The following is a 25,909-nucleotide window of genomic DNA, read 5'->3' as shown; positions in this document are numbered from 1 at the left end:
GCGATCAGAAGGACATCGCGCGCTCGATCGCGCGGCCCGCGAGCACCGGAATCAGATGCGCGCGATATTCGGCGCTCGCGTGCATGTCCGAGTTCAGTTCGTCGGGCAGGATCTTGACGCCGCGCGCCGATGCCACCGAAAAGTCCTTCGACAAGGCCGCTTCCAGCTCGGCCGGCCGAAACACCGACGACGCCGCGCCCGTCACGCCGACGCGCACGCCATCCTTGAACTTCGCGACGAACACGCCGACGAGCGCAAAGTGCGATGCCGGGTTGCGAAACTTCTCGTAGCCCGCGCGCTCGGCGAGCGGAAACTCGACGGCCGTGATGAGTTCATCGGGTTCGAGCGCGGTCGTGTACATGTCGATGAAAAAATCGTCCGCGCCGATGCGCCGCCTGTCCGTCACGACGGTCGCGTTGAGCGCGAGCACGGCGGACGGATAGCACGCCGCCGGATCGTCGTTCGCGAGCGAGCCGCCGATCGTGCCGCGCTCGCGCACCTGTCGATCGCCGATACGGCTCGCGAGGTCCGCGAGGCCGGGGAGCGCCTTTTTCACGTCGGCGTTCGACGCGACGTCCGCATGACACACCGCGCCGCCGATGGTGAGTTTGTCGCCATCGAGCGTGACGCTTTTCATCGACGCGATGCGCGTCACGTCGATCAGCGCCGACGGCTGCGCGAGACGCAGGCGCATCGTCGGCAGAAGGCTCTGGCCGCCCGCGAGAAACTTGGCGTCGCCGTCCGCGCCGAGCGCCGCGACCGCCGCTTTCGCTTCGTCGGCCTTTTGATAATCGAATGAATACATGTCGGGCCCCTCAGGCGTTTTGAGCAGCGTTGTGCATCGCGGTCCAGACGCGGTGCGGCGTCGCGGGCATCTGCAAATCCTTCACGCCGACCGGCGCGAGCGCATCGAGAATCGCGTTGATGACCGCCGGCGGCGAGCCGATCGCGCCCGCCTCGCCGCAACCCTTCACGCCGAGCGGGTTATGCGTGCATGGCGTGCCCTTCGCGGTCTCGACGGTGAAGCTCGGCAGATCGATCGCGTGCGGCATTGCGTAGTCCATGAACGAGCCGGAGAGCAACTGGCCGGTGCTGTCGTCGTAGACACAGCGTTCCAGCATCGCCTGGCCGATGCCCTGTCCCAGGCCGCCATGCACCTGTCCTTCGACGATCATCGGGTTGATCACGTTGCCGAAGTCATCGACCGCCGTGAATTTCTGGATGCGCGTTTCGCCCGTGTCCTGATCGACTTCGACTTCGCACACATACGCACCGGACGGATAGGTGAAGTTGGTCGGATCGTAGAACGCGTTTTCGTTGAGGCCCGGCTCCATCGTTTCGAGCGGGAAGTTGTGCGGCACGTAGGCGGCGAGCGATACATCGACGAAGGTCTTCGTGCGATCCGTGCCCGCGACGCTGAATATGCCGTTCTTGAACTCGATGTCCTCCACCGCCGCTTCGAGCAGATGCGCGGCGATCTTCTTCGCCTTCGCTTCGACCTTGTCGAGCGCCTTCATGATCGCCGAGCCGCCGACTGAGATCGAGCGCGAGCCGTACGTGCCCATGCCGAACGGAATGCGGCCGGTATCGCCGTGAATGATCTCGACGTTCTCGATCGAGACGCCGAGCCGGTCCGCGACGACCTGCGCGAAAGTCGTTTCGTGTCCTTGCCCGTGACTATGCGAGCCGGTGAAGACCGTGACCGAGCCGGTCGGATGAACGCGCACCTCGCCCGCTTCGAAGAGCCCTGCACGCGCGCCGAGCGCGCCCGCCACGTTCGACGGCGCGAGCCCGCAAGCCTCGATGTAGCACGAGTAGCCGATGCCGCGCAGCTTGCCGTTCTTCTTCGATTCTTCCTTGCGCGCCGCGAAGCCTTTCACATCGGCGAGTTCGAGCGCGCGATCGAGACACGCGTCGTAATCGCCGGTGTCGTAGGTGAGACCGACCGGCGTCGCGTACGGAAACTCGCGGATGAAGTTGCGGCGGCGCAATTCCACCGGATCGATGTTCAGCTCGCGCGCCGCCGTTTCCACGAGACGTTCGACGACATACGTCGCTTCCGGACGGCCCGCGCCGCGATACGCATCGACGGGCACCGTGTTCGTGAACACGGCTTTGACTTCGGCGTAGATCGCGGGTGTCGTGTACTGACCGGCGAGCAGCGTCGCATAGAGCACGGTCGGAATCGACGATGCGAATGTCGACAGATACGCGCCCATGTTCGCCGTCGTGTGCACGCGCATGCCGATGAACTTGCCGTCCTTGTCCAGCGCGAGCTCGGCCTTGGTCACGTGATCGCGACCATGCGCGTCGGAGAGGAATGCTTCGGAACGCTCGGCGGTCCACTTGATCGGCCGCCCGACCTTCTTCGATGCCCACGTCAGCGCGACATCTTCCGGATACAGGAAAATCTTCGAGCCGAAGCCGCCGCCCACATCCGGCGCGATCACCCGCAATTTCGATTCCGGCAGCTGCAGCACGAACGCCGCCATCAGCAAGCGCTCGACGTGCGGGTTCTGATTCGCGACATAGACCGTATAGCTGTCGTCGTGCCTCGAATAGCTCGCGTTGACGGCGCGCGGCTCGATCGCGTTCGGCACGAGGCGCTGGTTCACGATATCGAGCGTCGTCACGTGCGCGGCCTGCGCGAACGCGGCGTCGGTCTTCGCCTTGTCGCCGTGGCCCCAGTTGTAGCAGACGTTGTTCGGCACGCTGTCGTGCACGAGCGGCCGGCCGGCATCCGATGCGCTTCCGGTATCGACGGTCGCGGGCAGTTCTTCGTAGTCGACTTCGATCAGTTCGAGCGCGTCCTTTGCCTCCTTCACCGATTCCGCGACGACGAGCGCCACCTGATCGCCCACATGCAGCACCTTGTCGTGCGCGATGACGGGATGCGGCGGCTCGTGCATCGGCGAGCCGTCGGTGCTGTGGATGAGCCATCCGCACGGCAGGCCGCCGACGTTCTCGCCCGCCATGTCCTTGCCGGTGAAAATGCCGATCACGCCCGGCGACTTCATCGCGGCATCGATATCGATGTTCTTGATCTTCGCGTGCGCATGCGGCGAGCGCAGGAATACGCCGTAGCTTTGCTGCGGCATGACGACATCGTCGGTGTACTGGCCCGCGCCCGTCAGGAAGCGATAGTCTTCCTTGCGTTTGACGCCGGCGCCGATCAATTTCTGTTGCTCAGGGGCATTCATCGCGGTCTCCTGTTCAAGGCGCGATTCATCGTTTTCGGGAGGGAGTCTGGGTGGCGTCAGGCGCTGGATTTCATCGCCTGCGCGCCCTGGAGAACCGCTTTCACGATGTTGTGATACCCCGTGCAGCGACACAGATTGCCGTCGAGCTGCTCGCGCACGTCTTCCTCGGAAAGATCGGGCGATTGCGTGGCGAGTGCGCACGCGCTCATCACCATGCCGGGCGTACAGAAGCCGCACTGCAAACCGTGACATTCCTTGAAGGCCGCCTGCATCGGATGAAGCTGGCCGTCTTTCGCCATGCCTTCGATGGTTGTCACGCTCATGCCGTCCGCCTGCGCGGCGAGGATGTTGCACGACTTGATCGCGCGGCCATCGAGATGAACGGTGCACGCGCCGCACTGCGCGGTGTCGCAGCCGATATGCGTGCCGGTGAGCCTGAGTTGATCGCGGAGAAACTGGACGAGAAGCAGATGCGGTTCGACGGTGGCGGTCACGGATTTCCCGTTGACCGTCAGGCTGATGCTGAGCGCCATTTTCACTGTCTCCTAGGGGATGACCAGCTTCACGCCACGCACCGCCTACTGCCGCCGTGAGCGTTCAGCCGGATTTGGTGTTATGTGTTTGTGACATCGAGTAAAACACAAATCGGCGGGCGTCGCTATCGGCGCGAACGTCCGTCCCATATTCACGGAAACTCGGCCGCAAAAGCAAAGCGCCGCCTCTCGGGCGGCGCTTTCGCGAGGAACGACGACGCTCAGTGCGTCACGGTTTCACGCTTCTTCTGCGTGGCAGCGGCGGTGGCGGTGCGCGGCGCTTCGAGCGGCGCGCGTCCGAGCACGGAGTGGCGGCGCGAGTACGCGAAGTAGATCGCGAGGCCGATCACCAGCCACACCGCGAACGCGATCCACGTCATCGCCTGAAGATTCGCCATCAGGAACAGGCACGACGCCACGGCAAGAACGGGCACCACCGGCACGCCCGGGCAGCGGAACGCGCGCGGCAGTTCCGGATGCGTGCGGCGCAGGATCAGCACGGCGATGGAGACCATCGAGAACGCGGCGAGCGTGCCGATGTTGATCAGTTCGGCGAGCACGTTGAGCGGCACGAGCGCGCCGATCAGCCCGAAGAAGATGCCGACGATCCATGTCGTGAAGAACGGCGTCGCGAAGCGCGGATGCACCTTCGACAGCCGCGCGGGCAAAAGGCCGTCGCGCGACATCGCGTAGATGACGCGCGTCTGGCCGTAGCTCATCACGAGAATCACGGTGAGCATGCCGAGCACGGCGCCGAGATCGATGAAGCCCGCGACCCAGTTCTGTCCCGCCATTTGAAGCGCGAACGAGACCGGATGCGGATTGTTCGCGAACTGCGCCGCCGGCACGATGCCCGTCACGACCGCCGCGACCGCCACATACAGCACCGCGCACACCGCGAGCGACGAGATGATGCCGATCGGCAGATCGCGCTTCGGATTCTTCACTTCCTCCGCCGCCGACGACACCGAATCGAAGCCGATGAACGCGAAGAACATCACCGCCGCCGCGCCGAACACGCCGGACCAGCCGTGCGGCATGAACGGATGCCAGTTCGCCGGCTTGACATGGAACACGCCCACGGCGATCACGAGCAGCACGACCGTCACCTTGATCGCGACCATGATGTTGTTGATGCGCGTGGATTCCTTCACTCCGACTGACAGCAGCGCGGTGATCGCCATCATCACGAGAAACGCGGGAAGATTGAAGAGCGTCGCATGGCCGGGCAGCGCGCCGGGCGCGGCGGACAGGGCCGTCGGCAGCGAAATGCCGAAGCCCGACAGCAGCGATTGCAGATAGCCCGACCATCCGACCGACACCGCCGACGTCGCGAGCCCGTATTCGAGCATCAGGTCCCAGCCGATGATCCACGCCGCGAGTTCGCCGAGCGTCGCGTACGAATAGGTGTAGATGGAGCCGGCGACGGGAATCGTCGAGGAAAATTCGGCGTACGCGAGGGCGGCGAAACAGCACGCGATCGCCGCGACGATGAACGAAATCATGAGCGCCGGACCGGCTTGCACGGCGCCGGTGCCGGTCAGCACGAAAATCCCCGTGCCGATGATGGCCCCGATCCCGAGAAACGTCAGATCGAGGGCGCCGAGCGTCTTCTTGAGCGACGTGCTGTGCGCGCCGGCCAGCATGTGCTCGATATTTTTCTTGCGGAACAACGACATTGCGATGAGTCTCCTTCTGGCGCGCGCGGGCGCCCGGCTGCGGGAAAACCCGACATTTTATCGGAGACTCGAAGATTGCCCGGTTATCGGGCACGCGACGCAATGTTGCGGTGATTTGCTACAAATTTATCTTGATTAAGATAAAAACTATCCCGCGATCGCCGGGTTCATATCGACGAGACGGTTGCTCATCACATAGAACGTAAGCTCGGCGTTATTGGCGAGCTTCATCTTCTCCAACAACCGCGCGCGATAAACGCTCACCGTTTTAACTGAAAGCGATAAAGCGAGAGCGATATCGGTCAGCCGCTTGCCCGACGCCAGCATGCAAAGCGTCTGATATTCGCGGTCCGACAGCTTTTCGTGCGGAAGACGGTCGGTGTCGAGCGAAACGTAGGTCGCGAGTGCTTCAGCCATTTCCGGGCTCACATACTTGCGGCCCGCCGCGACCTGCTGGATCGCGCTGATCATCAGCGCGGGGTCCGCCGTCTTCGACAAATAACCCGACGCGCCCGCCTTTAGCGCGCGGACCGCGTACTGGTCCTCCCGGTACATCGAGAACATCAGCACGGGCAAACGCGGGTTCTCGCGCTTGAGACGCTTGAGCACGTCGATACCGTTGACGTCCGGCAGCGAGATATCGAGCATCGCGACGTCGAGCGGACGGCGGGCGGCCAGCGCGAGCGCCTGCATGCCGGTTTCGGCCTCGGACACTTCGGATGCAACGCCGCGTTCCAGCAGCAATTGCGCGACGCCGCGGCGCACGATGGCGTGGTCGTCGGCGAGCAGAATTCGGAGCATCGCGGGCGGCCTCAGGCGCTGAACACGTGCAGCGAGCCGAGCGTGAAAAGACCGGGACGCGCCGCGGACCACGGCAGACGCGCGCGCACGCATGCGCCGACCGGCTTCGCCGCCGCGACGCGCAGAGTGCCGCCGAGCGCCTCGCAACGCGCGCGCATCCCGGAGAGCCCGAAGCGCCCGCTCTTGCGCCGTGCGGCCGCGCTGATGCCGACGCCGTCGTCGGTGACGGTGAGCGTCACGCCCTGGCCGTCGAGCGAAACGGTCACGCTCGTGTGCGCGGCCTGCGCGTGACGCGCGACGTTGCCGAGCGCTTCCTGCATCACGCGAAAGAGCGCGAGCGACATGTCGTGCGACATGCGATCCAGCCGCGCATCGTCGGGACAGGAGAAATCGACGGAAATCGCCGTGCGGGCGCCGAAGCTCGCGATCCAGTCGTTAAGCGTGGCGGCGAAGTTCGCGTCAAAGGCCGGCGTCTGCAGCCCTTCGACGATGCGATGGCTCGTCTCGCAGACTTCCGCAAGCGCCGCGCGCGCCTGAAGCAGCGCGTCGCCGAACGCGGCGGGCGCGTCGGCGGGCAAGCGGTGCTCGGCACGCGCAAGCGCGAGACTGGCGACGGTGAGCGCAGCGCCGGTTCCGTCGTGAAAATCCTGTGCAAGCGCCTGACGCGCGCGCTCTTCCGTGACGGCGAGCAGCGCGGCGAGTTCCTGGACGCGGGCGGTGAGGCGCTGAATCTGACGATCGCCCTTGAGCTTGGCGTCGATCAGCGCGGAATACGGAGAGGCAAACGACGCGCCGGAGCGTTCCGGCAACGGTGACGGAACCCCGCGCAGCGGGGCGCGGCGAATCGGGCTCTCATCGAGCGTGATCGTGGCCGACGGATTCATTCACTATCCTCGCGTTGAGCGCAACTGGAGCTACGTCCTCGGCCAACTCACGAGAGGCGTAACTGAATTTACACTCTGTAACATCGATGACGGACTACACGGTCGTGCGCGCCGTCTCAGCGTAAACGGATCATATCTCAAAAATATTATAAATCTATGTCCGACAAGGCTTCGACGGGCGAACTTCATGTCGTTTACCAAGTTCGCTGCATCTAATGCGTAGGAAAAACACTTACTGACGACCGCCAATTTGTAACAAGCTGGATTTGGCGCAGGCGAAAAAAAACCGGAGCGCGAGGCTCCGGTCTTTGCAAAGGTGCTGTCGTATCGACTCAGCCGACGAACGCCTTTTCCACGACATAGTGGCCAGGATGGTTGTTGCTGCCTTCCTGGAAGCCCATCGAGTCGAGCAACTCGCGGGTGTCGCGCAGCATGTGCGGGCTGCCGCAGAGCATCACGCGATCGTTTTCGATCGAGAACGGCTCGAGCGCGAGATCCGCGAACAGCTTCTTCGTCTCGATCAGATCCGTGATGCGGCCGCGGTTCGCGAATTCTTCGCGCGTGACCGTCGGGTAATACACGAGCTTCTCGGAGACGATTTCGCCGATATGCTCGTGCGCCGGAAGGTGCTCGGTGATGAAATCCTTGTACGCGAGTTCATCGACGAAACGGCAGGTGTGCGTCAGCACGATCTTTTCGTAGCGGTCGTAGACGTCCGGATCCTTGATGATCGACATGAACGGCGCGAGGCCAGTGCCGGTCGACAGCAGCCACAGCGTCTTGCCGGGCAGCAGGTTGTCGGCGACGAGCGTGCCCGTCGGCTTCTTGCCGATCAGCACCGAATCGCCCACTTTCAAATGTTGCAGGCGCGAGGTGAGCGGGCCGTCGGGAACCTTGATGCTCAGAAATTCGAGATGCTCTTCATAGTTCGCGCTCGCGAGGCTGTAGGCGCGCAGAAGCGGCTTGCCCTCGACTTCGAGACCCACCATCGTGAACTGGCCGTTCTCAAAGCGGAACGAGCTGTCGCGGGTGCAGGTGAAACTGAAAAGCGTGTCGGTCCAGTGATGGACGCTCAGAACGGTTTGAGAATTAAGGTTGCTCATGGCTTCTTGAACTGTGCTCTAACTGTGCGAAAGCGGTGACGCTCTGACGCTCGCGGCTGATTGCAGCCGATGCCACGCCGGGCCGGCGTCGAACATAAAGGGCGCTACGAGGGCGCTGCGCTGCCCGAACAGGACGATCGAATGGTGAAGTTTGCCGATTTGACCCGAAACCCGAGATTCGAAGACAGCGTTTCACGCCGCGCCATGCGTGAAGATCGCGCAAAAAACCAGACAGCCCGGCGCAATCGGCTATTTTAACCCGATAGTCGTTTCGCGGTCCGAACGTCGTTTCGGCGGCAAAGGCGCGCACGTGCGCCTCGTGGGCGAACGTGCGTGCTGGAGAATGCGCTTTCGGCTGGCTGCACGGACGGCGGCCTGAATTGGCGGCGATCGCAATCGCTGCCGACAAGCCGCCGAGCCCGCATGATAGCAACGGATACGGTCCTATCCCGAAATACCCTTCTGCCGAAAGGCTCGGCGCGTCAGACGCGTTGATCCGTCGAAGGTTTTTCCCACAGGTTGATGCCGCCTTCCTGCGCGTGCTGGTCGATCTCCGCGAGCTCCTCCTTCGTGAACTCGAGGTTCTTCAGCGCGCCGACGTTCTCCGCGACCTGTTCCGGCCGGCTCGCACCGATCAACACCGAGGTCACGCGCCCGCCACGCAGCGCCCACGCGAGCGCCATCTGGGCGAGGCTCTGGCCGCGCTTCTGCGCGAGCTCGTCGAGCTTGCGCACGTGCGCTAGATTTGCGTCACTCAGATGCTCCTGCTTGAGCGAGCCGCCGCCCGGCTTGTTCACGCGCGCGTCCTGCGGCACGCCATTCAGGTATTTGCTCGTCAGCAGACCTTGCGCGAGCGGCGTAAACGCGATGCTGCCGGCACCGACATCGTCGAGCGTATCGAGCAGTTCTTCCTCGATCCACCGATTCAGCATGTTGTACGACGGCTGATGGATCAGGAGCGGCACCTTGTGCTCGGCGAGCAGCTTCGCCATTTCACGCGTCTTCGTCGCCGAATACGACGAGATGCCGACGTAGAGCGCCTTGCCCGAATGCACGGCCGTCGCGAGGGCGCCGGCGGTTTCTTCGAGCGGCGTGTCGGCGTCGAAGCGGTGCGAGTAGAAAATATCGACGTAATCGAGGCCCATGCGCTTCAGGCTCTGGTCGAGGCTCGCGAGCACGTACTTGCGCGAGCCGCCGCCTTGGCCATACGGACCGGGCCACATATCCCAGCCAGCTTTCGACGAAATCAGCAATTCGTCGCGATAAGGCCGAAAGTCGTCCTTGAAAATGCGCCCGAAGTTCGCCTCTGCGCTGCCGTACGGCGGGCCGTAGTTGTTCGCCAGATCGAAATGGGTGACGCCGAGATCGAACGCGGCGCGAAGGATGTCGCGTTGCGTGGAGATCGGCGTGGTATCGCCGAAGTTATGCCACAAACCAAGCGACAACGCGGGCAGTTTCAGCCCGCTCCTACCGCAGGTGCGGTATTGCATCTGCGTATATCGCTCGGACGCTGCTTCGTAGGCCATGACGGATTTCCTCTGCGGATTGCTAATTGATCGGACGGCGACCGACAGGAGACGAGCACGCGCCCGCGCCCTGCCAAGGGCGTCAATGGTAAGCCAATCGGGGCTGAGCGCGCACGGCACGCGCCGCGGCCCCTCAATTCGGCATCGGCCGGATGGTCGGTAAGGGGAACGATCCAACGCGAATCCGGACCAATGCAGATTCTTTTGCAAGGAGCCTCACCCATGGATTCGATCGACCGACTGCGCCCCGCCTACGATTCCTTTACCGCCATCGCCGTGACTTACGGCATCGACATCTTGTTGGCGCTGCTGATTCTCGCGGTGGGATGGTGGATTTCGAACACCGTCGCGAACGCCATGCGTCGCGCGCTCGCCCGCACCAATGTCGACGCCACGCTCACGCCGGTGCTGGCCAGTCTGGCGATGTGGGCGATCCGCGTCGTCGCCATCGTCGCGGCGCTCGGCAAATTCGGCATCGCCGCGGCCAGCATCCTGACCGTGCTCGGCGCCGCCGGCCTCGCCATCGGCCTCGCGCTGCAGGGCACGCTGCAGAATATCGCGGCCGGTCTGATGCTCCTGCTGCTGCGGCCGTTCCGCGTGGGCGATTACATCGAAGGCGTTGGCACGACGGCGGGCACGGTCAACGAGATCGGACTCTTCACGACGCGCCTCACGAAAGCCGACGGCATCGTCATGTTCGTGCCGAACAGCCTCATCTGGGCGAACGCCATCACGAACTACAGCGCGAACGATCGCCGTCGCGTCGTCATCAATTTTCAGGCGCAGCATGGGCTGAAGGTCGAGCACGTGCTCGCGGAATTGCGCAGCCTGATGAGCGAAGATTCGCGCATCGTGCAGGACGGGCCGTCGGCGCCGTGGGTCGCGGTCACCGATTACACGGATACCGGCGTCAAGTACAACCTCGGCGCGTGGACGAACAGGAGCGATCACCAGTACGTGATGGCCGATCTGCTGCGCAAGATCCAGCCCTACACGCGCGAGGAAGCGCAAGCCGCTTGAGCGCAGTGGACGCGCCCGCGCAGACCCGCTAACCTGACGCGCCCTCAAGTTACGAGAACACGATATGACCCGAGCGATTTCCGTTGCGCTGCTTGTCGGCGGCGTCGTGCTGCTGTATTTCGGCGGCCAGTCGTTTCATTCGCTCTCCAACGACGTCGCGCGCTTCTTCACCGGCTCGCCCACGAACAAGACCATCTGGCTGATCGCGGGCGGGATCGTCGCGTCGCTCGCGGGGCTAATCGGCCTCGCGATTCCTTCGAAGCGCTGACCTTAGACCAGCGGCACTTCCGGTTTCGATGCCGAGCGCGTGCCGGGCAGCGCCACGTTGCTCGCGCCGCGATACGTGAACACGAGCGAGAACTTCACCTGATCGGTCAGGTTCTTGCCCGCCGAGTGCAGCGTGTTGCAGTGGAAGAAGACGACATCGCCCGGTTCCAGTTCGGGCGACACCGCCGTGCGGATCAGCGCGGCGTTCTCGGGCAGATCGGAGCGGAAGAACTTGGCTTCGTCGAAACGATCGGACGTGAACGGCAGCTTGTGCGAAGTCGGCACGAACCACAGCGCGCCGTTATCCACCGTTTCGTCGCCGAGCGCGACCCACGCGGACACCAGATCGTCGCGCTCGAACGCCCAGTAGCGCACGTCGCGATGCCAGCCGGTCAGGCTGCCGTACGCCGGGTGCTTCGTCATCATGCAATTGTGATGCGCGCGCGACAGATACGGCGTCTCGCCGAAATACAACTCCATCCATCCACGCACGTCGGGCGATGTCGCGAATTCCGCGAAGAGCGGATGCCGCACGTAGGCGTCCAGAAGACGCCGCACCGTATGGCCGCCCGGCGCGTCCTTCGAATCGGGCGCACCGGGATATTTCAGATCGGCCTCGAACTCCAGCGGCGCGGCAGCGTCGGCGAGCTGCTGACGCGCCACCTCGCGCATCGCGTCGCAACGTTCTTTCGTGACGAGCCCCTTCACGATCACGTAGCCTTTTTCGCGCAACTCGCGCACTTGTTCCTTTTTCGATTTCAATGCGTTTTGATCTGACATTTCAGTTCTTGCCTCCAACGGCTTTCGATTTTATTCATGCCGTCGACGCTATACCTAGAATTGGGGCGAATACGACGATTGTAAATCCGGCAGCGCGCGAAGGCCCGTGCGGCAATGCATCGGCTGATTTTTATCAGCAGGCGCTTCATAAAACGGCAGGGAAAACGCGGACTTACCCGGGTAATAAAGGTCTTGTACATTGGGCGCGTCATTTCGGTGCAACTAAGCAAACGCCGTTGAATCGAAGCCTTGAACGCTAATTTTGAGACGACTATCGTCGAGTTTGCTTCCACGCAACCGACCTTCCGCTGACATGAACCACCGAATCGCTATTGGCCTGACTCGCGTTGCCTCGCGAGCGGCGCGCCCTGCCCGCCGCGGCATGATCCGCGCGTTGCGCCATCACTCCGCACGCACGCAGGTGCTGGCCGAGCAATTGAAAAACGTGCATCCGGTCGACGGCATCCGGTCGTGGTTCCGCGGTTTCTTTTTCAATCTGCGCGTGCGCGCGGCTTCGCGGCGGGTGTCGTTGCGTGCGTTGCTGCGCCGTCCGGTGCAGTTGCGCGCCCCATCGCCCAAACCGAAGGCCGCCGCGCTGACGAGCCGCCGTCCACGTCGCGTGTCGGCGAGCAGCGCCGGCTGGTACGCGTTCGCTGCGCGCTGACGCGCTCAACCGGATTTGGCGTCGTCGAGTGACGGATAGTCGGTGTAGCCTTTTTCGCCGCCGCCGTAGAACGTCGTCTCGTCGGGCGTGTTAAGTGGCGCGTTTGCGGCGAAGCGCTCAACCAGATCCGGATTGGCGATATACGCGCGACCGAAAGCCACGGCATCGGCATCGCCTCGTTCGATGCGCGCGTTCGCTTCCTCCGCCGTGTACTCGCCACAGACGATGATCGCGCCGTCGTAAGCCTTGCGCAGCGCGCGGCGATAGTCTTCCGAAAGCGGCGCGCCGCCGGTCCAGTCGCCTTCCGCCAGATGCAGGTACGCGATGCCGATGCGCTTCAGCTCCTGCGCCAGATACAACGATGAAGCCTCGCCTTCATCGTCCTGCAGATCGAATCCCGTGAAGTTCGGCGAAATGCGAATGCCCACGCGATTCGCGCCCATCACGCCGGCCACCGCCTCCAGCACATCGACGACCAGCCGCACGCGATTTTCGATGCCGCCGCCGTAATCATCCGTGCGCCGGTTGGTGCCCGTCGCCATGAACTGATGCAGCAGATAGCCATTGGCCGCGTGCACCTCGATCATGTCGAAGCCGGCACGTTGCGCACGATGCGCGGCATCGACGAACTGCAACACGATGCCCGGTAGCTCGTCGGTTTCGAGCGCGCGCGGATCGTCGGCGTCGGTCATGGCGAATGAGCCGTCATCGTTTTTCACGAAGACCTGCGTATCGCGCGCGCGGATTGCGGACGGCGCGACAGGCGGCGCGCCGCCTTCCTGAAGCGATCGATGCGACACGCGCCCCACATGCCAGAACTGCGACGCGATGCGTCCGTGCCGCGCGTGAACCGCACCCACGACAGACTTCCATCCGGCTTCCTGCGCATCCGAATAGATGCCCGGCGTCGCGAAATAACCCTGACCTTGCCGCGACACCTGCGTCGCCTCGGTGACGATGAGTCCCGCACTCGCGCGCTGCGCGTAATAGTGCGCGTTCATTTCGGACGGCACGTCGCCGGGCTGCGACGCGCGGTTGCGCGTGAGCGGCGCCATCACGACGCGATTCGGCAGTTGAAGATTGCCGATGGAGACAGGTGAGAGAAGCGTGTCGTACGGCATGGCGGTTCCATCGGCGGCGGTGATATTGCCCGAGGATCACGCAAAAATCGCGCCGCGAAGGCGCAAAAAAACCGGCGAGCGCGATGCTCGCCGGTTCTTGTCCCGCCCGTTCAGCGGATCGCGTTACGCCACGCTCGCGACCGGCTCCGTGCCTGCCGCTTCCGCCAGGATGAGCGCCTTGTCCGCGGCTTCCCACGTGAATTCCGGCTCTTCGCGGCCGAAGTGGCCGTATGCCGCCGTCTTTTCGTAGATCGGGCGCAGCAGATCGAGCATCTGGATGATGCCCTTCGGACGCAGATCGAAGTGCTCCTGGACGAGCTTCGTGATCTCGGCATCCGACACGCGGCCCGTGCCGAACGTATTCACCATCACGGAAGTCGGACGCGCGACGCCGATCGCGTACGACACCTGAATCAGCGCGCGCGACGCGAGCCCAGCCGCGACGATGTTCTTCGCGACATACCGGCCTGCGTAAGCCGCCGAGCGGTCCACCTTCGACGGGTCCTTGCCCGAGAACGCGCCGCCGCCGTGCGGAGCCGCGCCGCCGTAGGTATCGACGATGATCTTGCGGCCCGTCAGACCGCAGTCGCCTTGCGGACCGCCGATGACGAAACGGCCCGTCGGATTCACCAGGAACTTGATGTCGCCCTTGATGAGTTCCTTCGGCAGCGTCGGCTTGATGACTTCCTCGATGACCGCTTCGCGCAACTGCGAGAGATCGATGTCCGGCGAGTGCTGCGTAGAGAGCACGACGGTGTCGATGGAATGCGCCTTGCCGTCGACGTAACGCACGGTGACTTGCGACTTCGCGTCCGGACGCAGCCAGGGCAGACGGCCGTCGCGGCGCAGATCGGCCTGACGCTCGACGAGGCGGTGCGAGAGGTGGATCGGCAGCGGCATCAGTTCGGGCGTTTCGTCGCACGCGTAACCGAACATCAGACCCTGGTCGCCTGCGCCCTGATCGAGGTTGTCGTCGTGCGCCTTGTTCACGCCTTGCGCGATATCCGGCGATTGCTTGTCATACGCGACGAGCACCGCGCAGCCGCGATAGTCGATACCGAAGTCGGTGTTGTCGTAACCGATGCGCTTGATGGTGTCGCGCGCGACCTGGATGTAATCGACATTGGCGCTGGTCGTGATTTCGCCCGCGAGGACGACGAGACCGGTGTTGCAGAGCGTTTCCGCCGCGACGCGCGAATACTTGTCCTGCGACAAGATAGCGTCGAGGATGGCGTCGGAGATTTGATCGGCGACCTTGTCCGGGTGGCCTTCGGAAACGGATTCGGAAGTAAAGAGATAGTCGTTTGACACGCTTCAGACTCCATTTGAGTACGGTTGATATTCACGTAGCCGTCTTCGTTTGGAGTCTGAAGCGGCGACGCTTTAGCGGATGTCTTTCCGGGCCGGCGACTTCGAGAAGTTCCGAAGTCTCCAGCCCGCTTCGCCCCGCAAGTTGTCCATTAACTCGGCGAAGGTTCTATTATACCGGTTTCCCTTGTTTTCACAGAGCCGAACGCTTTTGTCGCTACCCGCCACGCATCAATCATCCGCACGTCGCGGTCGTCCCATCGCTCGCTGGAGCCGCTCATGCTAGGGCGTATCGGCGTGGCGCTCGCCATCGGCTTTCTCAAGTTTCTGGCGCTCATCCCTTACGGCATCACCGCGCGCTTCGGCGACGGCCTCGGCTGGCTGCTCTATCAGATTCCGAGCCGGCGCAAGCGCATCGTCCACACGAATCTGAAGCTGTGCTTTCCGGAGTGGTCCGACGAAAAACGCGAGGACATCGCGCAGAAGCACTTCCGGCACGCGATCCGCAGTTACGTCGAGCGCAGCGTGCAATGGTTCGGCTCGGCGAAAAAACTCGAAAAACTGATCCAGGTGGACAGCGCCGTCGATCTCACCGATCCCGATCTGCCGCCCACGCTCTTTCTCGGCCTGCACTTCGTCGGCATCGAAGCCGGGTCGATCTTTCTGAACTATTCGCTGCATCGGCGATGCGGATCGCTGTATCAGCCTTTTTCGAATCCGCAGATCGAGGAACTCGCGAAGACACAGCGCGCCCGCTTCGGCGCCGACATGGCGAGCCGCGCCGACAGCGCCCGCATCGTGCTGCGCTGGCTGCGCGACCGCAAGCCCGTGATGCTCGGCGCGGACATGGACTACGGCATGCGCAACTCCACGTTCGTGCCGTTCTTCGGCGTCCCGACCTGCACCCTGACGGCCGTCGGCCGGCTCGCCAAGACGGGCAAGGCGCAGGTCGTGCCGTTCATCGGCGAGGTGCTGCCGGACTACAAGGGTTATCGGCTGAAGATCTTCAAGCCGTGGGACAACTATCCGACCGGCGACGACGAAGCCGACGCGCGTCGCATGAACGCGTTCCTGGAAGAGCAGATTCCGCACATGCCCGAGCAGTACTACTGGGTGCACAAGCGCTTCAAGACTCGGCCGCCGGGCGAGCCGAGCTTTTACTGAAGCGGGCGCGGCGCGAAACGCCGCACTTGCGGGTCACATACAATAGCGCCATGAAACTGAAATTCACCAAGATGCAAGGCGCGGGTAACGACTTCGTCGTGCTCGACGGCTACACGCAGGCGCTCGATCTGACCGCGCAGCAAGTGCGCGCGCTCGCGAACCGCCATTTCGGCGTGGGCGCGGATCAGTTGCTGCTCGTCGAAAAGCCGACGATCGACGGCGTCGACTTCAAGTACCGAATCTTCAATTGCGATGGCGGCGAGGTCGAGCACTGCGGCAACGGCGCGCGCTGCTTCGTGAAGTTCGTGCGCGATCGCCGTCTGACCGACGCGTCCACCGTACGCGTGCAGGTGCAAAACGGCATCATCACACTGACGATGCAGGAAAACGGCGAAGTCGTCGTCGACATGAACACGCCGGTGTTCGATCCGCCGCGCGTGCCGTTCGACGCGCAAGGGCTCGAAGGCCGGAAAGAAGGTAACGACACCCTCTGGCCGCTCGACGTGAACGGTGAGACGCGCCTGATCTCCGTCGTATCGATGGGCAATCCGCACGCGGTGCAGATCGTCGACGATGTCGAGGCGTATCCGGTGCTGACCGAAGGCCCGCTCGTCGAACGTCACGCGCGCTTTCCGAAGCGCGTCAACGCGGGCTTCATGCAGATCGTCGATCGCCATTCGGTGAAACTGCGCGTCTACGAGCGCGGCGCGGGCGAAACGCTCGCGTGCGGCACGGGCGCGTGCGCGGCCGTGGCCGCCGGCATCCGCCGCGGCGTGCTCGACACGCCGGTGCGCGTCGAAACGCATGGCGGCACGCTCACGATAAGCTGGAACGGCGCGCGCGACGAATCCGCCGCGCTCTTCATGGCGGGCCCCGCAGCGACCGTTTTCGAGGGTGAAATCGAGCTCGATCGCATCGTCTAACGCACACACGTCACCATGAATCCACGCGAAGTCGCCGACTACCTGCTCGACAACCCCGATTTCTTCGCCGAGCACGCGGAACTGCTCGGCACCATCCGGCTTTCGAATCCGCACGGCAAAGCTGCCGTGTCGCTTCAGGAACGCCAGATGGAAATGCTGCGCGACAAGAACAAGCAACTCGAACGGCGTCTCGCCGAGCTGCTGCGCTACGGCCACGAGAACGACAGCATCTCGACCAAGTTCAACCGCTGGACCGTGCGCGTGATTTCGCAGCGCGATCCGTACGCGTTGCCCGCGACGATCAGCAAGGGCCTGTGCGAAGTCTTCGACGTGCCGCACGCCGCGCTGCGCGTGTGGGATATCGACGAAGCGTATCGGCAGGCGGATTTCGCGCGTCAGGTCGGCGAAGAAGTGCGCATTTTCACGAGCAGTCTCGCTGCACCGTACTGCGGCGCGAACACGGGTTTCGCGGCGGCGCAGTGGCTCGGCGCGGCGAACTCGGCATCGGCGACGGTCCCGCCGAGCGACGGCCCGCCCGACACCGACCGCAAGATCGAATCCGTGTCGCTGATCGCGTTGCGCGATCCGCAAGCCGGACCGGATGCGCCGAGCTTCGGCCTGCTCGTGATGGGCTCGCCCGATCCGCGACGCTTCCACGACGGAATGGCGACGGACTTCCTCACGCACATCGGGGCCTTGGCGAGCGCCGCGCTGTCTCGCTTGCTGCCGTACTGAACATGAACGCCGACGCCGCCGCTGACGCTCCGAAGGAAGTCCCGCTGGACGGCGCGATCGCCGACTATCTCGCGATGCTGGAGCATCAGCGGCATCTGTCCGAGCACACGCTGCGCGGCTACACGCATGAGTTGAGCGAGCTGCGCGCGCTCGCCAAAGGCCGTCCGCTGGAATCGCTGACCACCGCCGATATTCGCGGCGCGGTCGTGCGGGCGCACTCGGGCGGGCTGTCGTCGCGTTCGATCGCGCATCGGCTGTCGGCGTGGCGCGCGTTTTATCGGTGGCTCGCCGAGCGCGTCGAGATGCCCGCGAATCCTGTCGCCACGGTGCGCGCCCCGAAACGCGAAAAGACGCTGCCGAAGGCACTTTCCGTCGATGACGCCATGAGGCTCATGGACGCGCCGCAGGCCGGCACGACCGAAGCGCTGCGCGATCACGCCATTCTCGAACTCTTCTACTCGTCGGGCTTGCGGCTCGCCGAGCTCGTCGGGCTGGACGTGCGTCACGTCGATACCAAGGAGCATACGTCCGAGGGCTGGATCGATCTCGAGAGCGCGGAAGTCACGGTTCTCGGCAAGGGAAAGCGCATGCGCAAGGTGCCCGTCGGCAGCAAGGCGATCGATGCATTGCGCGCGTGGATCGCCGTGCGCGGCGAGTTCGTCAAGCTCGATCCGCACGCGCTCTTTGTCTCGGTGCGCGGCAATCGCATGTCGCCCGGCGTGGTGCGCGAGCGCGTGAAGCGGCTCGCGTTGCAGGCCGGTATTCCGTCGAACGTGCATCCGCACGTGCTGCGGCATTCCTTCGCCACGCATGTCCTGCAATCGAGCGGCGATCTGCGCGCGGTGCAGGAACTGCTCGGCCACGCGAGCATCACGGCCACGCAGATTTATACGTCGCTCGATTTTCAGCATCTCGCCCGCGTCTACGATGCGGCGCACCCGCGCGCAAAGAAGCGCGATTGATCCCGACAGCGCCCCGCGCGCTGCACTTGTCACTGCAATGAACACCATCACGCTCAAACCGGCGAAGGACAGATCGCTCGTCCGCCGCCATCCGTGGATCTACGCGAACGCCATCGCGCGCATCGACGGCAATCCCGCGCCTGGCGCCACGGTCACCGTGCGCGCCGCCGACGGGCGCTTTCTCGCGCGCGCGTCGTACAGCCCGCACTCGCAGATTCGCGCGCGCGTCTGGACGTTCGACGAAAGCGAGCCTGTCGATCACGCGTTCTTCAAGCGCCGCGTGCAACGCGCCGTCGGGCATCGCGAGACGATGGTGAAGGACACTGGGGCCACGCGCCTCGTCTTCGGCGAAGCGGACGGTTTGCCGGGATTGATCGTCGATTACTACGTCGCGGACGTCGGTTCGCACGCGCAGCTCGTCTGCCAGTTCATGGCGACGGGCGTCGAGTCGTGGAAGGAAGCGATCGTGCAGGCGCTGATCGCGGCAACCGGCTGCCCGAATGTCTACGAGCGCTCGGACGTGTCGATCCGCCAGAAGGAAGGCCTCGAGCAGACGACCGGTGTGCTCGCCGGCGACGCGCCGCCCGAGACGCTCATCACGAACGAATGCGGCGTGCGCCATCACGTCGACGTGCGTAACGGCCACAAGACGGGCTTCTATGTCGATCAGCGCGACAACCGCGTGCTCGTCGCGCAGAACGCGCAAGGCCGCGAAGTGCTGAACTGCTTCTGCTATACCGGCGGCTTTTCGCTTGCCGCGCTGAAAGGCGGAGCGACGCGCGTGGTTTCCGTCGACTCGTCCGGAGAAGCGCTCGCGCTCGCGCGCGCAAACGTCACGGCGAACGGCTTCGACGCGGAAAAAGCCGAATGGCTCGACGCCGACGCGTTCAAGACGCTGCGCCGTCTCTACGACGAAGGCCAGCGCTTCGACCTGATCGTGCTCGATCCGCCGAAGTTCGCGCCGTCGAAGGAAACCGTCGATCGCGCCGCGCGCGCGTACAAGGACATCAACCTGAGCGGCTTCAAGTTGCTGCGTCCGGGCGGGCTGCTCTTCACGTATTCATGCTCCGGCGCGATCGATGCGGATCTGTTCCAGAAGATCGTCGCGGGCGCGGCCGCCGACGCGCGCGTCGATGCGCGGATCCTGAAGCGGCTGGGCGCGGGCGTCGATCATCCGCTGCTGACGGCGTTTCCGGAAGGCGAATACCTGAAAGGGCTGCTGTTGCAAATCGCCTGATCGGCCTAATCTGCGCGCGATGCACTGACGCGCGGAGCACGGAAGCGTCGGCTTGACAAATATGTTTCAATAGCCGATTCAGTGCGATCTACGTATTACAGACAAGGACACAGGCGACACCATGATCCCCGTAACCATCCTGACCGGCTTTCTGGGCAGCGGCAAAACCACGCTGCTCAAACGCATCCTGAACGAGCAGCACGGCATGAAGATCGCCGTGATCGAGAACGAATTCGGCGAAGAGAATATCGACAACGAAATTCTCGTGCAGGAAACGAACGAGCAGATCATCCAGATGAGCAACGGCTGCATCTGCTGCACGATTCGCGGCGATTTGGCGCGCGCGCTCGAAGATCTCGCCAACCGCAAGAAGGCGGGCACGCTCGATTTCGACCGCGTCGTGATCGAGACCACCGGCCTCGCGAATCCGGGTCCGGTCGCGCAGACGTTCTTCATGGACAACACCGTCGCCGACGAATTCCTGCTCGACGCGATCATCACGCTCGTCGACGCGAAGCACGCGAATTCGCAGCTCGATCAGCACGAAGTCGTGCAGCGTCAGGTCGGTTTCGCAGATCGCCTGTTCGTCACGAAGTCCGATCTCGTGTCGGCGGACGAACTCGACGCGCTGAAGCATCGCCTGCTGCACATGAACCCGCGCGCGGCGATCAAGGTCGTGAATTTCGGCGACGCAGATATCAAGGAAATCTTCGATTTGCGTGGCTTTAATCTGAACTCGAAGCTCGAAATCGATCCGGACTTCCTCGCGGAAGACGATCACGATCACGATCACGCGCACGACCATGCGCATGACGACGATCACGATCATTCGACCTGCGGCCACGATCACAGCCACGATCACGAACACGGGCATCATCATCACCATCACGCGCACCACGACGACAAGATCAAGTCGTTCGTGTACCGCAGCGACAAGCCCTTCGATCCGAACCGCCTCGAAGACTTCCTCGGCGGCATTCTGCAGATTTATGGCGAGCGCCTGCTGCGCTACAAGGGCGTGCTGTTTATGAAGGGCGTCGATCGCAAGGTCGTGTTCCAGGGCGTGCATCAGATGATGGGCAGCGACCTCGCCGGCAAGTGGATGCCGATCGAGAAGAAGAACAGCAAGATGGTGTTCATCGGCATCGAGCTGCCGCAGGATCTGATCACCGACGGCCTCGACGCCTGTCTCGTGAAGTAATCCGGCACGTATCTCGCTTGGATCGTGCAATTCGCGCGGGGCGAAAAACGGGCATCGAAATAAAACGCCGCACGCGAATGCCTCGCGTGCGGCGTTTTTCACGATTGACTTTCGATGCGCGTATGTAGTCGTGCCCACGAACCGACATCGCTTTTTGCACGTCCAGGCGTTATATTTTTGAAATTCCGTCGCGAATTGACAGGGTTTTCCTCGTTATCGTCGGAATTTGCGGTTCAGTTACAATACAGCCCCACTGGAGAAGGGCAGTTTCGCCGGATGTGCGTCTATCAAACGCTCGCTCGGCGGAAGTCAGGAGAAGGGATGTCCCGTCGGGACGATGCCTCGATTTGCCGGGGGAAGGCAAATCAAGACAAAGCACCGGGGCCGGAAATCCCGGGCCATGCGAATGCGCCCGGACATCCGGAGCATCATCCAAGATCGGTTTCCAGAGGAGTTCGGCCCCGCATCGGCGCATCGCGCAGCCCAAGCGCACTGATGCGCTGCATGCGGGCAACGCAAGTGCGGGCGTTGCGAAGACATCGCCTTACATTGAAGAAGCAAGCAGATGACAACGAAACTCTTGACCGAAGCCGAAATCCTGAAGATGAGCGAGAAGGACTACATGAACGAGGATCAACTCGCCTTCTTCAAAAACCGGCTCGAGCAGTTACAAGCGGACATTCTGAAGAATGCCGGCCAAACGACCGAAAATCTGCGGGAAACGGTGATCGTGCCGGACCCGGCGGATCGCGCGACCATCGAGGAAGAACATGCACTGGAACTGCGCACGCGTGATCGCGAACGCAAGCTTCTGAAGAAGGTGCAGCAGTCGCTCGCGCGCATCGATTCGGGCGATTACGGCTGGTGCGAAGAGACCGGCGAACCGATCGGCATTCCGCGCCTGCTCGCGCGTCCGACGGCTACCCTCTCGCTCGAAGCTCAGGAACGCCGCGAACTGCGCCAGAAGCTTTTCGGCGACTGAAATCGCCGCTGGCAGGCGAGCGTCGCGGGACCGGCCCGCCACGGGGGAGACGCCGCCGCAAAAAGCTGCACACAAGCATTCGCATCAGGAAAAGGGCACCCATCGATCGGGTGCCCTTTTTTGCTTTCCGACAGGTAAAAACGGCGAGCGCCCGCACCGTATGTCTTGATAAATCTCGCGCCGCCCTAAAATGCTTTCGACGCGCCCCGCAAAAGCATCATCGCGACGGGCGCGCGCGCGGCGCCTTCCGCCCGAGGCCTCGAGCCTGGACGGAACCCCGCGCCGTGCACTCCATCGAATTCTCGACTGCGCGGCGGCCGGTCGCTCGACGACGAAACCGCCCCGCGTCCTTCTGGTTTTCACAAGGAACGCACATGGAACAATTTCACGGCACGACCATCGTCTCCGTGCGCCGCGACGGAAAGGTCGCGCTGGGCGGCGATGGTCAGGTGACGCTCGGCAACATCGTCATGAAAGGGGGCGCGAAGAAAGTGCGCCGCATCTATGGCGGCAAGGTGCTGGTCGGCTTCGCCGGCGGCACCGCCGACGCGTTCTCGCTGCTCGATCGATTCGAAGCGAAGCTCGAAAAACATCAGGGCAATCTGACGCGCGCCGCCGTCGAACTGGCGAAGGACTGGCGCACCGACCGCATGCTGCGCCGGCTCGAAGCGATGCTGATCACCGCCGACAAGGACACGACGCTCGTCATCACCGGCAATGGCGACGTGCTCGATCCCGAACACGGCATCGCCGCGATCGGCTCGGGCGGCGCGTACGCGCAAGCCGCGGCGCAGGCGCTGGTCGAGAATACGGATCTCGCGCCGCGCGAAGTCGTCGAAAAGGCGCTCACCATCGCCGGCGACATGTGCATCTACACCAACCACAACCGCGTCATCGAGACGATCGAATAAAGGACCCAAGCGATGACCACCATGACTCCCTCCGAAATCGTCTCCGAACTCGACAAGCACATCATCGGCCAAGGACGCGCGAAGAAGGCGGTTGCCGTCGCGTTGCGCAACCGCTGGCGCCGCCAGCAGGTTGCCGAGCCGCTGCGCCAGGAAATCACGCCGAAGAACATCCTGATGATCGGGCCGACGGGCGTCGGCAAGACCGAGATCGCGCGCCGTCTCGCCAAGCTCGCGGATGCGCCGTTCATCAAGATCGAAGCGACCAAGTTCACCGAAGTGGGCTACGTCGGGCGCGATGTGGACAGCATCGTGCGCGATCTGATCGAGATTTCCGTCAAGCAGACGCGTGAATCCGAGATGAAGAAGGTGCGCACCAAGGCGGAAGATCGCGCCGAAGACCGCATCCTCGACATCCTGTTGCCGAGCGCGCGTCCGGTCGGCTTCGGCGCGGCCGAGTCGTCGAGCAGCGAGGGCGACAACGCCACGCGTCAGACTTTCCGCAAGCGCCTGCGCGAAGGCGCGCTCGATGACAAGGAAATCGAGCTCGATGTGGAAATGCCGCAAGTCGGCATGGACATCATGGGGCCGCCGGGCATGGAAGACATGACCGAGCAGATCCGCTCGATGTTCGCGAACATCGGCGGCGGCAAGAAGACGCGGCGCAAGGTGAAGGTGAAGGAAGCGCTCAAGCTCCTCACGGATGAAGAAGCCGGCAAGATGCTCAACGACGAAGAGGTCAAGAGCAAAGCGGTGCAGAACGTCGAGCAGAACGGCATCGTGTTCCTCGATGAAATCGACAAGATCGCGTCGCGCAGCGAGGCGGGCGGCGCCGAGGTGTCGCGCGCGGGCGTGCAGCGCGATCTGCTGCCGCTCGTCGAAGGCACGACCATCAACACGAAGTACGGGATGATCAAGACGGATCACATCCTGTTCATCGCGAGCGGTGCGTTCCATCTGGCCAAGCCGAGCGATCTGATTCCCGAGCTGCAAGGGCGTTTCCCGATTCGCGTCGAACTGGATTCGCTCTCCGTCGGGGACTTCGAGTCGATTCTGAATTCGACCGACGCGAGCCTCGTCAAGCAGTACAAGGCGCTGCTCGCGACCGAAGACGTCGAACTCGATTTCACCGACGAAGGCATCCGGCGTCTCGCGGAGATTGCGTACTCGGTGAACGAAAAGACCGAGAACATCGGCGCGCGGCGGCTTTATACCGTCATCGAAAAGCTGCTGGAGGAAGTTTCGTTCGCGGCGGGCAATCATGCAGGCCAGCCGGTGCGGATCGACGCGGCTTACGTGGACCGCGCGCTCGGCGATGTGGCGCAGGACGAGGACTTGTCCCGCTACGTGCTGTAACGGCGGCGGCGTTGTCCAGGAAAGAGCCGGGCTGAAGCGCCCGGTTTTTTTCGTCTGATGCAAATGCAACGGACGAAAAAAAGCCCGCCTAGTTGGCGGGCTGAATCCATATCAGGAGGAGACATGGAGGAGACATGGAGGAGACAGTTCCAATAATACACAGGCACTTGATGCGACGCAATAGAAATTTCGGTAAAAACCCCTATAGCTTCCATTTGTGGTATCTGCGCGTCATTTTCCGGATTCCGCCCGCCGATGACAGAGCAAGAAACGGCGCGTAACCTCATCTGCACGGCTCTACAGTGGTCCCGTACCCAAGAGCCACGAGGTCGTCATGAAAACCGTATCAGATTCTTTTTTTTCGTCCGACGAATGCCGCTGGCAGGCGGTCGTCGAGCGGGACGAGCGCGCCGACGGCGCCTTCTTCTTCGCCGTGCGCACGACCGGCGTGTTTTGCCGGCCGTCGTGCGCGTCGCGGGCGCCGCGTCGCGAGAATGTCGAGTTCTTCCCGACTACCGACGCAGCCGAAGCAGCCGGATACCGCGCGTGCAAGCGCTGCCAGCCGACCAGCCTGCCGCGCGAACTGGCGATCGTCGAGCGCGCGTGCAAGGTGCTCGACGCCGATCCGCAACAGCGCGTGACACTCGCGCAACTGAGCGACGCCGTGCACGTGAGCCCGTTCCATCTCCAGCGCCTGTTTTCGCGGATCGTCGGCATTTCGCCGCGGCAGTATCAGGCGGCGCAACGCGCGGGCGTGCTGCGCGACGCGTTGCAGCGCGGCCGCGACGTCACGCGCGCGACGCACGACGCCGGCTTCGGTTCGCCATCGCGCATGTATGAAGCCGTGCCGACCGAACTGGGGATGACGCCGTCGGCGTACAAGCGCAAGGGCGCGGGACTGACCGTGCGCTACGCGACCGCCACGACGCCGCTCGGCACGGTGCTCGTCGCCGCCACCGACAAGGGCGTCTGCAAGATCGCATTCGGCGACGATGCGAACACGCTCGCCGAACAGCTCGCCGCCGACTTTGCGCAGGCCGAGCGCGTCGAGGATGCCGCGAAGATGGAGCCGTTCATCGCGCAGATTCGCGCTTATCTGCAAGGCACGCGCGAGCGTTTCGACTTGCCGCTCGACATCGGCGCGACCGCGTTTCAGCGGCGCGTGTGGGACGCGCTGCGCTCCATCCCGTACGGGCAGACGCGCAGCTACAGCGATATCGCCGAATCGCTCGGTTCGCCGCGCGCGGTGCGGGCGGTGGCGAATGCGTGCGGGTCGAATCCGGTGGCGCTCGCGATTCCGTGCCATCGCGTGATCGGCAAGGACGGCGCGATCTCGGGCTATCGCTGGGGCAAGCCGCGCAAGGAAGCGTTGCTCGAAACCGAGCGCACTCGCAACGAAACCAACAAGGTCGCATGAAGCACGGGCGCTCGCCGTCGGCATGACGCGCGAGCGCTTCGATTTCTCTCGCGAACCGGCTCCGGAACGCACTCCGCGAAACGCCCGAAAACCCCGCAATCCCTTGCCTGGTCTGGGTTCAAGCACGCCTGACACCGA

24 protein-coding genes are annotated in these 25,909 nt (G+C 63.4%); 13 read left to right on the top strand and 11 right to left on the bottom strand.

Annotated features, from left to right (window positions below):
* Positions 1–4: 4 nt before the first annotated feature.
* The 8 genes from IAG25_RS30425 to mgrA all read right to left on the bottom strand — a co-directional run bounded on the left by IAG25_RS30425 (position 5) and on the right by mgrA (position 9,726).
* Positions 5–805 carry an FAD binding domain-containing protein gene (locus tag IAG25_RS30425; protein ID WP_187608144.1) on the bottom strand — a complete coding sequence of 267 codons (801 nt, stop codon included), beginning with the start codon at positions 803–805 and terminating at the stop codon, positions 5–7.
* Positions 806–815: 10 nt separating this feature from the next.
* Complete coding sequence (locus tag IAG25_RS30420) at positions 816–3,200, bottom strand: xanthine dehydrogenase family protein molybdopterin-binding subunit (protein WP_187608143.1); 2,385 nt, start codon at positions 3,198–3,200, stop codon at positions 816–818.
* A 56-nt stretch (positions 3,201–3,256) separates the two neighbouring features.
* Positions 3,257–3,733: a (2Fe-2S)-binding protein gene (locus tag IAG25_RS30415; protein ID WP_187608142.1), complete on the bottom strand. Its 477-nt coding sequence runs from the start codon at positions 3,731–3,733 to the stop codon at positions 3,257–3,259.
* Positions 3,734–3,954: 221 nt separating this feature from the next.
* Positions 3,955–5,412, bottom strand: a complete 1,458-nt coding sequence (locus IAG25_RS30410) for an amino acid permease (protein ID WP_187608141.1) — start codon at positions 5,410–5,412, stop codon at positions 3,955–3,957.
* A gap of 147 nt (positions 5,413–5,559) precedes the next feature.
* Positions 5,560–6,213, bottom strand: coding sequence for a response regulator transcription factor RqpR (rqpR, locus tag IAG25_RS30405; protein ID WP_187608140.1), 654 nt, complete (start codon positions 6,211–6,213; stop codon positions 5,560–5,562).
* A gap of 11 nt (positions 6,214–6,224) precedes the next feature.
* Positions 6,225–7,097: a sensor histidine kinase gene (locus IAG25_RS30400; protein WP_187608139.1), complete on the bottom strand. Its 873-nt coding sequence runs from the start codon at positions 7,095–7,097 to the stop codon at positions 6,225–6,227.
* Between the two features lie 332 nt (positions 7,098–7,429).
* Positions 7,430–8,200, bottom strand: a complete 771-nt coding sequence (locus tag IAG25_RS30395) for a ferredoxin--NADP reductase (RefSeq protein ID WP_035499472.1) — start codon at positions 8,198–8,200, stop codon at positions 7,430–7,432.
* Positions 8,201–8,682: 482 nt separating this feature from the next.
* Positions 8,683–9,726, bottom strand: a complete 1,044-nt coding sequence (gene mgrA / locus IAG25_RS30390) for an L-glyceraldehyde 3-phosphate reductase (protein WP_187608138.1) — start codon at positions 9,724–9,726, stop codon at positions 8,683–8,685.
* Positions 9,727–9,948: 222 nt separating this feature from the next.
* On the opposite strand from mgrA, the gene IAG25_RS30385 reads away from it, so the two are divergent.
* Entirely contained in the window at positions 9,949–10,746 is a 798-nt protein-coding gene (locus tag IAG25_RS30385) for a mechanosensitive ion channel family protein (protein ID WP_035499470.1), read from the top strand.
* A gap of 64 nt (positions 10,747–10,810) precedes the next feature.
* Positions 10,811–11,014 (top strand): DUF3185 family protein, encoded by a 204-nt coding sequence (locus tag IAG25_RS30380; RefSeq protein ID WP_035499468.1) that lies wholly within the window; start codon positions 10,811–10,813, stop codon positions 11,012–11,014.
* Positions 11,015–11,016: 2 nt separating this feature from the next.
* Here IAG25_RS30380 and IAG25_RS30375 read toward each other — a convergent pair whose 3' ends face one another.
* The gene (locus IAG25_RS30375; RefSeq protein ID WP_187608137.1) at positions 11,017–11,793 is read right to left on the bottom strand and encodes a phytanoyl-CoA dioxygenase family protein; all 777 of its coding nucleotides are present in this window, start codon (positions 11,791–11,793) and stop codon (positions 11,017–11,019) included.
* A 313-nt stretch (positions 11,794–12,106) separates the two neighbouring features.
* On the opposite strand from IAG25_RS30375, the gene IAG25_RS30370 reads away from it, so the two are divergent.
* On the top strand, positions 12,107–12,457 hold the full coding sequence (locus tag IAG25_RS30370) for a hypothetical protein (RefSeq protein WP_187608136.1): 351 nt from the start codon (positions 12,107–12,109) through the stop codon (positions 12,455–12,457).
* Positions 12,458–12,462: 5 nt separating this feature from the next.
* Here the strand turns inward: IAG25_RS30370 and IAG25_RS30365 are convergent, their stop codons facing one another.
* Entirely contained in the window at positions 12,463–13,578 is a 1,116-nt protein-coding gene (locus IAG25_RS30365) for an alkene reductase (protein ID WP_187608135.1), read from the bottom strand.
* Positions 13,579–13,701: 123 nt separating this feature from the next.
* Positions 13,702–14,889 carry a methionine adenosyltransferase gene (gene metK, locus IAG25_RS30360; RefSeq protein WP_106853978.1) on the bottom strand — a complete coding sequence of 396 codons (1,188 nt, stop codon included), beginning with the start codon at positions 14,887–14,889 and terminating at the stop codon, positions 13,702–13,704.
* 276 nt (positions 14,890–15,165) lie between these two features.
* Between metK and IAG25_RS30355 the strand changes: the two genes are divergently transcribed.
* The 10 genes from IAG25_RS30355 (at position 15,166) to ada (ending at position 25,771) form a co-directional block, all read left to right on the top strand.
* Positions 15,166–16,050 (top strand): lipid A biosynthesis lauroyl acyltransferase, encoded by an 885-nt coding sequence (locus IAG25_RS30355; protein WP_187608134.1) that lies wholly within the window; start codon positions 15,166–15,168, stop codon positions 16,048–16,050.
* Between the two features lie 50 nt (positions 16,051–16,100).
* The gene (gene dapF, locus IAG25_RS30350; protein WP_187608133.1) at positions 16,101–16,973 is read left to right on the top strand and encodes a diaminopimelate epimerase; all 873 of its coding nucleotides are present in this window, start codon (positions 16,101–16,103) and stop codon (positions 16,971–16,973) included.
* A gap of 15 nt (positions 16,974–16,988) precedes the next feature.
* The gene (locus tag IAG25_RS30345) at positions 16,989–17,708 is read left to right on the top strand and encodes a DUF484 family protein (protein WP_035499455.1); all 720 of its coding nucleotides are present in this window, start codon (positions 16,989–16,991) and stop codon (positions 17,706–17,708) included.
* Positions 17,709–17,710: 2 nt separating this feature from the next.
* Positions 17,711–18,670 (top strand): tyrosine recombinase XerC, encoded by a 960-nt coding sequence (xerC, locus tag IAG25_RS30340; RefSeq protein ID WP_187608132.1) that lies wholly within the window; start codon positions 17,711–17,713, stop codon positions 18,668–18,670.
* Between the two features lie 37 nt (positions 18,671–18,707).
* Positions 18,708–19,907 (top strand): class I SAM-dependent rRNA methyltransferase, encoded by a 1,200-nt coding sequence (locus IAG25_RS30335; RefSeq protein WP_187608131.1) that lies wholly within the window; start codon positions 18,708–18,710, stop codon positions 19,905–19,907.
* 121 nt (positions 19,908–20,028) lie between these two features.
* Positions 20,029–21,108 (top strand): CobW family GTP-binding protein, encoded by a 1,080-nt coding sequence (locus IAG25_RS30330; RefSeq protein WP_187608130.1) that lies wholly within the window; start codon positions 20,029–20,031, stop codon positions 21,106–21,108.
* A 565-nt stretch (positions 21,109–21,673) separates the two neighbouring features.
* Positions 21,674–22,090, top strand: coding sequence for an RNA polymerase-binding protein DksA (dksA, locus tag IAG25_RS30325; protein ID WP_035499449.1), 417 nt, complete (start codon positions 21,674–21,676; stop codon positions 22,088–22,090).
* A 374-nt stretch (positions 22,091–22,464) separates the two neighbouring features.
* Positions 22,465–23,001 (top strand): ATP-dependent protease subunit HslV, encoded by a 537-nt coding sequence (gene hslV / locus IAG25_RS30320; protein WP_187608129.1) that lies wholly within the window; start codon positions 22,465–22,467, stop codon positions 22,999–23,001.
* A gap of 12 nt (positions 23,002–23,013) precedes the next feature.
* A complete protein-coding gene (gene hslU / locus IAG25_RS30315; RefSeq protein WP_187608128.1) occupies positions 23,014–24,354 on the top strand; it encodes an ATP-dependent protease ATPase subunit HslU in 1,341 nt (446 codons plus the stop codon).
* A 334-nt stretch (positions 24,355–24,688) separates the two neighbouring features.
* Complete coding sequence (ada, locus tag IAG25_RS30310) at positions 24,689–25,771, top strand: bifunctional DNA-binding transcriptional regulator/O6-methylguanine-DNA methyltransferase Ada (RefSeq protein ID WP_187608127.1); 1,083 nt, start codon at positions 24,689–24,691, stop codon at positions 25,769–25,771.
* Positions 25,772–25,909 lie beyond the last annotated feature (138 nt).

The organism is Caballeronia sp. EK (genome assembly GCF_014384845.1).
In the GTDB taxonomy this organism is placed as follows: domain Bacteria; phylum Pseudomonadota; class Gammaproteobacteria; order Burkholderiales; family Burkholderiaceae; genus Caballeronia; species Caballeronia jiangsuensis.
The sequence above is the reverse complement of the archived record's forward strand: the minus strand, read 5'-3'. Positions and strand labels throughout refer to the sequence as shown.